The organism is Rummeliibacillus pycnus (assembly GCF_050459865.1).
Classification (GTDB): Bacteria; Bacillota; Bacilli; order Bacillales_A; family Planococcaceae; genus Rummeliibacillus; species Rummeliibacillus pycnus_B.
Window position 1 is genome coordinate 1 of the sequence record NZ_JBCMNM010000090.1, and the last position, 7,686, is coordinate 7,686.

At 34.8% G+C, this 7,686-nt stretch carries 6 protein-coding genes; 4 read left to right on the forward strand and 2 right to left on the reverse strand.

The window, feature by feature from the left end; all coding sequences use genetic code 11:
• The first annotated feature begins 222 nt into the window (after positions 1-222).
• Entirely contained in the window at positions 223-648 is a 426-nt protein-coding gene (locus ABE048_RS17180) for an acyl-CoA thioesterase (protein ID WP_430312496.1), read from the forward strand.
• An 83-nt stretch (positions 649-731) separates the two neighbouring features.
• Here the strand turns inward: ABE048_RS17180 and ABE048_RS17185 are convergent, their stop codons facing one another.
• Together ABE048_RS17185 and plsY are read right to left on the reverse strand one after the other, a co-directional pair.
• Entirely contained in the window at positions 732-1,019 is a 288-nt protein-coding gene (locus tag ABE048_RS17185) for a HesB/YadR/YfhF family protein (protein WP_430312497.1), read from the reverse strand.
• Positions 1,020-1,036: 17 nt separating this feature from the next.
• Complete coding sequence (gene plsY / locus ABE048_RS17190) at positions 1,037-1,639, reverse strand: glycerol-3-phosphate 1-O-acyltransferase PlsY (RefSeq protein WP_430312498.1); 603 nt, start codon at positions 1,637-1,639, stop codon at positions 1,037-1,039.
• Between the two features lie 245 nt (positions 1,640-1,884).
• Between plsY and parE the strand changes: the two genes are divergently transcribed.
• From parE to ABE048_RS17205, 3 genes are all read left to right on the forward strand, one after another.
• Entirely contained in the window at positions 1,885-3,858 is a 1,974-nt protein-coding gene (gene parE / locus ABE048_RS17195) for a DNA topoisomerase IV subunit B (RefSeq protein WP_430312499.1), read from the forward strand.
• Complete coding sequence (gene parC, locus ABE048_RS17200) at positions 3,855-6,290, forward strand: DNA topoisomerase IV subunit A (protein ID WP_430312500.1); 2,436 nt, start codon at positions 3,855-3,857, stop codon at positions 6,288-6,290. The genes parE and parC overlap by 4 nt, the downstream gene beginning before the upstream one ends.
• 103 nt (positions 6,291-6,393) lie before the next feature.
• Positions 6,394-7,617 carry an MFS transporter gene (locus ABE048_RS17205; protein ID WP_430312501.1) on the forward strand — a complete coding sequence of 408 codons (1,224 nt, stop codon included), beginning with the start codon at positions 6,394-6,396 and terminating at the stop codon, positions 7,615-7,617.
• The last annotated feature ends 69 nt before the right edge of the window (positions 7,618-7,686 follow it).

The following is a 7,686-nucleotide window of genomic DNA, read 5'->3' on the forward strand; positions in this document are numbered from 1 at the left end:
GCGCCATCTGGAGCGGCATATTAAGCAAATAGTAAAGTTGGAGTATAATCCGGATATTAATTGTATATTTAGAAATTATTAATAACATTTTTATAATATTTATTAATAAAATTGCATCGGAAATTTACGAATTGTGAAATATTTAAGGTTTTTTGTTGAAAAGATAATCAGAATAAGATTTTTTGAAGAAATTTCGATATACTAGTGAATGAGGTGACAAAAATGTTTGTAAGTGAAAAAGAAATTGAAATTCGCTATGCCGAGACCGATCAAATGGGTGTTGTCTATCATGCGAATTATGTAATATGGATGGAAGTTGGCAGAACACAACTTATTCGTGATCTGGGATTTTCGGTAACTAAATTTGAAGCAGATGGATATGTTTCACCAGTAATGAATGTAAATGTAAGCTATAAGGCGGCTTTACGATATGGTGAAAAAGCAATTATTCGAACATGGGTAAAATCACAAGATCGATTACGCACTGTATATGGCTATGAAATTTTACATACAGATGGCACAATTGCAGCTACTGCAACATCTGAACACATTGTAGTAAAAAAGGAAAACTTTCGTCCGGTAGCGTTTAATCATGTTGATGAAGAATGGTATAACAAATATAAGGAAATTGCAGAAATTCAAAACTAATGCTAGGTTTCAATCGTTACATGCCAAGTAGTTCAAAACAAAAAGCATGCTAATTAATACCTAGCACGCTTTTTGTATGTATTTTATTTATAATCATAGATAAGTTCTTCTAACTCTTGATCGAAGTCTACATATAAATCATAGCCGTTGAAAAACCATAAATCATCTTCTTCGATAAAGAATGTTATACCGTCATGTTTTGCTATAACAGAAGGATTTGCAGGATCGTCTTTACTCATGCCGAGGGAAAAACCTTCATGGAAAGGATTAGAGCCACCGTAACGTGCATAAAAGCGAATGGTGTCACCAAATTGTACATCCATTTCATTTAAAAACCATTGTAAAGCTTGATCAGTTATCACAATTTTCATGTGAACACTCCTTTTATCTATAACCAAGTAACTTTTGGCTCAGTACCATTTTTAATACGTGAAATATTTGTGCGATGACGATAGAATATAAAGACTACAATGATCGTTATAATTATTAATAACAAATACTCTTTATCTAAAATAGCATAAATAAGTGCATAAATGAAAGCAACAACTGCTGCAAACATAGACGCTAGACTTACCATTTTGAATATTTTTAAGCAAAGTAAAAATGCTATAAGTAATATAACGAAGATTGGCCAATGATAACCGAGCAACATTCCAGCTGAAGTTGCAACTGCTTTACCACCTCGGAAGCCAGCGAATATTGGAAACATATGTCCAATTACTGCTACGATACCTGCAATAAGAGGATGAATTCCACTATCTGAAAAGACTGCAAGCGTTGGAATGAGGGTAGCGACTGTTCCTTTTAAAATATCCATAAGTGTTACAACTATTCCAGCTTTTTTTCCAAGAACACGAAATGTATTTGTTGCACCTAAATTGCCGCTACCGTGTTTTCGGATATCTGTTTTATAAAAAATTTGGCCAATCCATAGCCCTGAAGGAATCGATCCTATTAGATAAGCTATAACCAAAACTAGAATATTATTCATAAAAAACTCCCTCTTGCTTTTAGTAGTTGGTACTATTATATTGTACTAATAGTTTATCATGAATACAGTAGAGTACACAATCATCAACTTTATTCGCTTTTAATCATATTCTTATTTTCCTTTCAATTCAACGTTTGATACAATAAATGCTATATGTATATAAAATGCAAAAAGTTGACAGTTTCAATGATTGTGTTTAATATCAATAAAAGTAGAACGGGTGTTTGTATTTAGGGGGAATTTTTTTGACAAGTAAACAGACAATCACGTCTTACAATGAAGATGATATTCAAGTATTAGAAGGACTAGAAGCCGTTAGAAAACGACCTGGTATGTATATTGGTTCCACAGATAGTAGAGGGTTACATCACCTCGTTTATGAAATCGTAGACAACGCCGTGGACGAAGTTTTAGCAGGTTTCGGTTCTCATATCATTGTAAAAATTCATGCTGATCAAAGTATTAGTGTGCGTGACTATGGACGAGGTATGCCTACAGGAATGCATAAAACAGGTAAACCCACTCCAGAAGTAATTTTCACCATCTTGCATGCAGGTGGGAAATTTGGACAAGGTGGCTACAAAACAAGTGGTGGTTTACATGGTGTTGGTGCATCAGTAGTAAATGCACTTTCAACTTGGTTAGAAGTAATTATTCATCGCGATGGAAATAAGTATCGTATGCGTTTTGAAAATGGTGGGAAACCCGTTACCACTTTAGAGAATATAGGTAAAACGAAAGAAACCGGTACATTTATTCATTTCAAACCAGATGAAACGATTTTTTCAACAACAAAATATAATTTCGATACATTAGCAGAACGCTTACGTGAATCGGCGTTTTTACTTAAAAACTTAAAAATCGAATTAATCGAAGAAGCAACAGAACGTCATGAAGTGTATCACTATGAAAACGGAATTGAAGCCTTTGTAGCGTATTTGAATGAAGAAAAAGACGTCCTTCACCCAGTTAAATACGTAGAAGGAACACAAGATGAAATTGAAGTTGAATTTGCATTCCAATTCAATGATGGCTATTCTGAAACGATTTTATCATTTGTCAATAATGTAAGAACACGTGATGGCGGTACTCATGAAACAGGTGCAAAAGCTGCCATGACGCGAGTTTTTAATGATTATGCTCGTAAAATTGGACTATTGAAAGAAAAAGATAAAAACCTAGATGGTTCTGATATCCGTGAAGGACTTGCAGCAATTATTTCGGTACGGATACCAGAACACCTATTGCAATTTGAAGGTCAAACAAAAGGGAAACTAGGTACATCTGAAGCTCGGAGCTCAGTTGATGCGGTAATTTCTCAGCAACTAATGTATATCTTGGAAGAAAACGCTGAACTAAGCGCATCACTTGTACGTAAAGCTATTCGGGCACAACAAGTTCGAGAAGCAGCACGAAAAGCAAGAGAAGATGCACGAAATGGTAAAAAATCTAAAAAACAAACCATTTTATCCGGTAAATTAACACCAGCTCAATCAAAAAATGCATCTAAAAATGAATTATACCTAGTCGAAGGTGATTCTGCGGGTGGTTCTGCTAAACAAGGGCGTGACCGTACTTTCCAAGCAATTTTGCCACTTCGAGGTAAAGTCATTAATACTGAAAAAGCAAAATTGCAAGATATTATGAAAAATGAAGAAATCTCAACTATTATTCATGCTGTTGGAGCTGGGGTAGGTTCAGATTTCAATGTTGAAGATGCAGCCTATGATAAAGTCATAATTATGACGGATGCTGATACTGATGGTGCACATATCCAAGTATTATTATTAACGTTCTTCTTCCGCTACATGAGACCACTTGTGGAAGCGGGTAAAGTGTATATTGCATTACCACCACTTTATAAAGTATCTAAAGGTTCTGGTCGCAAAGAAGTAGTTGAATATGCTTGGACTGAAAAAGATCTACAACAAGCAATTAAAAAAATCGGTAAAGGCTATATTTTACAGCGCTATAAAGGTCTTGGTGAAATGAATGCCGATCAACTTTGGGAGACAACAATGAACCCAGAAACACGTACATTAATTCGCGTTAAAATCAATGATGTCGATCGCGCGGAAAAAGGTGTTGCAACATTAATGGGTGACAAGGTTGAACCACGTCGTAAATGGATTGAATCGCATGTTGATTTTGGCCTTGAAGAAGACGATAACATCTTAGAAAGTGAATTAATACAACAAGAAGAGGAGGAGCTTAAATGACACAGGCAGATAGATATCAAGACTTGCCTTTAGAAGAAGTCATCGGTGATCGTTTTGGTCGATATAGTAAATATATTATTCAAGACCGAGCTCTTCCGGATGCTAGAGATGGACTTAAACCTGTGCAACGTCGCATATTATATGCGATGTTCATGGAGGGAAACACACATGATAAACCATTCCGTAAATCTGCAAAAACAGTAGGGAATGTAATTGGTAACTATCATCCACATGGTGATAGTTCGGTTTATGAAGCGATGGTACGTATGAGTCAAGACTGGAAAGCACGTCATATGCTTATTGAGATGCATGGTAATAACGGTTCTGTTGACGGTGATCCACCAGCAGCAATGCGTTATACAGAAGCTCGATTATCAACAATCGCTGCTGAAATGCTTCGCGATATTCAAAAAGAAACGGTTGATTTTATACCAAACTTTGATGACCAAGATATGGAACCGACCGTTTTACCATCAAGATTTCCGAACCTGTTAGTAAATGGATCAACGGGGATATCAGCAGGCTATGCGACAGATATTCCTCCACATAATTTAGCAGAAGTGTTAGATGCTGTTTTAATGCGTATGAAGAACCCAAATGCTTCAGTAGATGAGTTAATGACAGTTTTGAAAGGTCCTGATTTTCCAACAGGTGGCATTATTCAAGGAATTGATGGTATCAAAAAAGCTTACGAAACCGGGCGAGGAAAAATAATCGTTCGTGCAAAAGCTGAAATCGATCAATTAAAAGGTTCAAAAGAACAAATTGTCATCTCTGAAATTCCTTATGAAGTGAATAAGGCTAATCTTGTAAAGAAAATGGATGAAATGAGATTAGACAAGCGTTTAGAAGGTATTGCAGAAGTACGTGATGAATCAGATCGTACGGGTTTACGAATTGTAATTGAACTAAAGAAAGATGTAAGTGGCGAACCTATCTTAAAATATTTATTGAAAAATACGGACCTTCAAGTCACGTATAATTTCAATATGATTGCGATTTATAATCGTCGCCCAACGATGATGAGCTTACCTCTTCTTTTAGATGCTTATATAGCTCATCAGAAAGAAGTTGTTATTAGACGTTCTCAATTTGAGTTGAAAAAAGCACAAGATCGTTTACATATTGTTGAAGGCTTGATGAAAGCTCTTTCTATTTTAGACGAAGTGATTACAACAATCCGTGCTTCAAAAGATAAAAAAGATGCGAAAAATAATTTACAAGAGAAATTTGCTTTTACTGAAATACAAGCTGAAGCAATTGTGTCATTACAATTATATCGTTTAACAAATACAGATATAACAGAGCTTCGAACTGAACAAGACGAGCTTGAAAAGAAAATACTCGAGCTACAAAGTATTTTGGGTAGTGATGCAAAACTAGTCAAAGTACTTCAAAAGGAATTACAAGAAGTTCGTAAACGTTTTGCAGAACCTAGACGTTGTTTAATTCAAGAAGAAATTGAAGACATTAAAGTGGATATGGAAGTATTAATTCCAAGTGAAGATGTTGTTGTAACTGTCACTCAAGATGGTTATGTCAAACGGACAAGTATTCGTTCATACAATGCTTCAAATGGAAAAGATTTTGCAATGAAAGAATCTGATCATTTATTGTATGAGTCAAATCTCAATACACAACAACATTTATTATTATTTACAGATAAAGGACACTATATTTTCCAACCAGTTCATGAACTACCTGATATCCGTTGGAAAGACCTCGGTCAACATATTTCAAGTATTGTGCCTTTAGATCCTAATGAAAATATTATTAATGCTTGCGGTGTTACAGATTTTAATGCAAATAAATTTGTTTTAACTATAACGAAAAATGGTCAAATCAAACGTACGGCTTTAGCTGAGTTCCTTGTTCAGCGATATACAAAACCTTTAAAAATGATGAATATCAAAAAAGATGATCTTGTAATTTTTGCTGATGTTGTAGAACCTACAATTGAAGTTTTACTAACATCATATTGCAGTTACTCTATTCGATTTAAGTTAGATGATGTTCAAGATACTGGAATTAAAACTGCTGGAGTTAAAGCGATGAATCTAAAAGAAGATGATTTCATTCAAGCAGCAAATGCAATTCCTGAAGGACATAAAGGAAAAGTAATGGTGATTACACATCGTGGTGCGGTTAAGAAAATGGCTTTAGATGAAGTGGAAACAGGGAATCGTGCTCTTCGTGGTGTTCTAATACTTCATGAATTAAAGAAAAATCCACATCGGATTTGTGACGTTGTATATGTTGAAAAAGGTGAAGGTATTCAAATCACGACTGAAAATGGTGTTCAAGAAGAATTACGTGAAGATCAATATCGACTAGCAGATCGATTCTCTAACGGTTCATATGCAATCGATGTCGATACAGACGGCGATATAATGCATGTACAAAAACTTCCTGCAATTGTTGTTGAAGAATAATTAAATTATTTAGCTATTCTAAATATTCGAATTGCGATACAATAGAATCAATAAAATGCGAAAGGAACTGGATGCAGTTCCTTTCTTTTTTGGAGGTGGATGTATGTGGAAAAATCCGAATGTTTGGATAATACTATCAGGTGAGTTAGTTGCGGGATTAGGCTTATGGGCTGGAATTATTGGTAATCTTGAGTTTATGCAAGAAAAGGTACCATCAGATTTTATGAAATCTCTTATTCTATCTTGTGGATTGCTTGCAGGGATATTAGTAGGGCCGTATGCTGGGAAACTAATTGATCAATCTAAGAAAAAACCAGTATTGATTCTATCTGGTGCAGGACGAGTGATTAGTGTGACATTTATGTTTATTGCTTTGGCGACAGATTCGATCTCGTGGATGATTGTATTTCTAGTTACGATGCAAATAGCAGCGGCGTTTTATTTTCCTGCGTTACAAGCTTCTATTCCGTTAATTGTTGAGGAGAAAGATTTGTTGCAATTAAATGGATGGGATATGAATATTTCGACAATTGCACGTGTAGCAGGTACTGCTCTTGCAGGTCTAGTGTTGGTTTATGCGCCAATAAGTGCGCTTTATGGTATTTCGATGATTGCATATTTAGTTATGTTGTTCTTTACATTTATGCTTAAAATACCTGAAACAAAAGATAATCTGAACCAACAGTCAGAAAAAGCATCTAAGGATCAAAGCGGTTTCAAAGAAGTATTCCCTTTGTTGAAACGTGATGTGGGGATTAAATATACATTAATCTTATCTTATATTCCCATGTTATTCTTAGGTTCTTTTAATCTATTAATAATTAGTATTAGTGAAATTCAAGATTCCTCTTCAATTAAAGGGCTAATTTATACGGTAGAGGGAATTTCATTTATGCTAGGTTCTATTGCAATAAAATATATAGGAGCTAAATGGAAAACGAATAATATTTTATTTTTCTCCTTACTAGTAATTGGAGTAACGGAATTATTGTTACACTTCGCACATATACCAGCTATATCACTTATCGCATTTGGAATATTTGGTTTTTCAGTAGGATGTTTCTTCCCAACGGTAATGACCATTTTCCAAAAGCAAGTACCGAATGAATATCACGGTCGTTTCTTCTCATTCAGAAATATGTTAGATCGTACTTCTTTCCAAATTGTTCTACTTTCAACAGGTGCTCTTTTAGATTTGATGGGTCTAGAAAATATGGTTTTATTTTTCGGAACATTAAGTATTTGTATAACGGTATATTATTTATGGCAAGTAAAAAAGAAGAATATTCATATCGAAACAGGACAAAAAGAGGCTTTAAAAGTGTAAATAACTTTTAAACACCCATGTGCTATTGAAAGAAGTGGAATTAGCTCCGCTTTCCGTGGGCGAACTGAC

Excerpts from the sequence above, each read along its gene's own strand:
- ABE048_RS17185 (WP_430312497.1), bottom strand. The coding sequence starts at position 1,019 with ATGAAAATTGTGATAACTGATCAAGCTTTACAATGGTTTTTAAATGAA.
- parC (WP_430312500.1), top strand. The coding sequence starts at position 3,855 with ATGACACAGGCAGATAGATATCAAGACTTGCCTTTAGAAGAAGTCATC.
- ABE048_RS17205 (WP_430312501.1), top strand. The coding sequence starts at position 6,394 with ATGTGGAAAAATCCGAATGTTTGGATAATACTATCAGGTGAGTTAGTT.
- ABE048_RS17180 (WP_430312496.1), top strand. The coding sequence starts at position 223 with ATGTTTGTAAGTGAAAAAGAAATTGAAATTCGCTATGCCGAGACCGAT.
- plsY (WP_430312498.1), bottom strand. The coding sequence starts at position 1,639 with ATGAATAATATTCTAGTTTTGGTTATAGCTTATCTAATAGGATCGATT.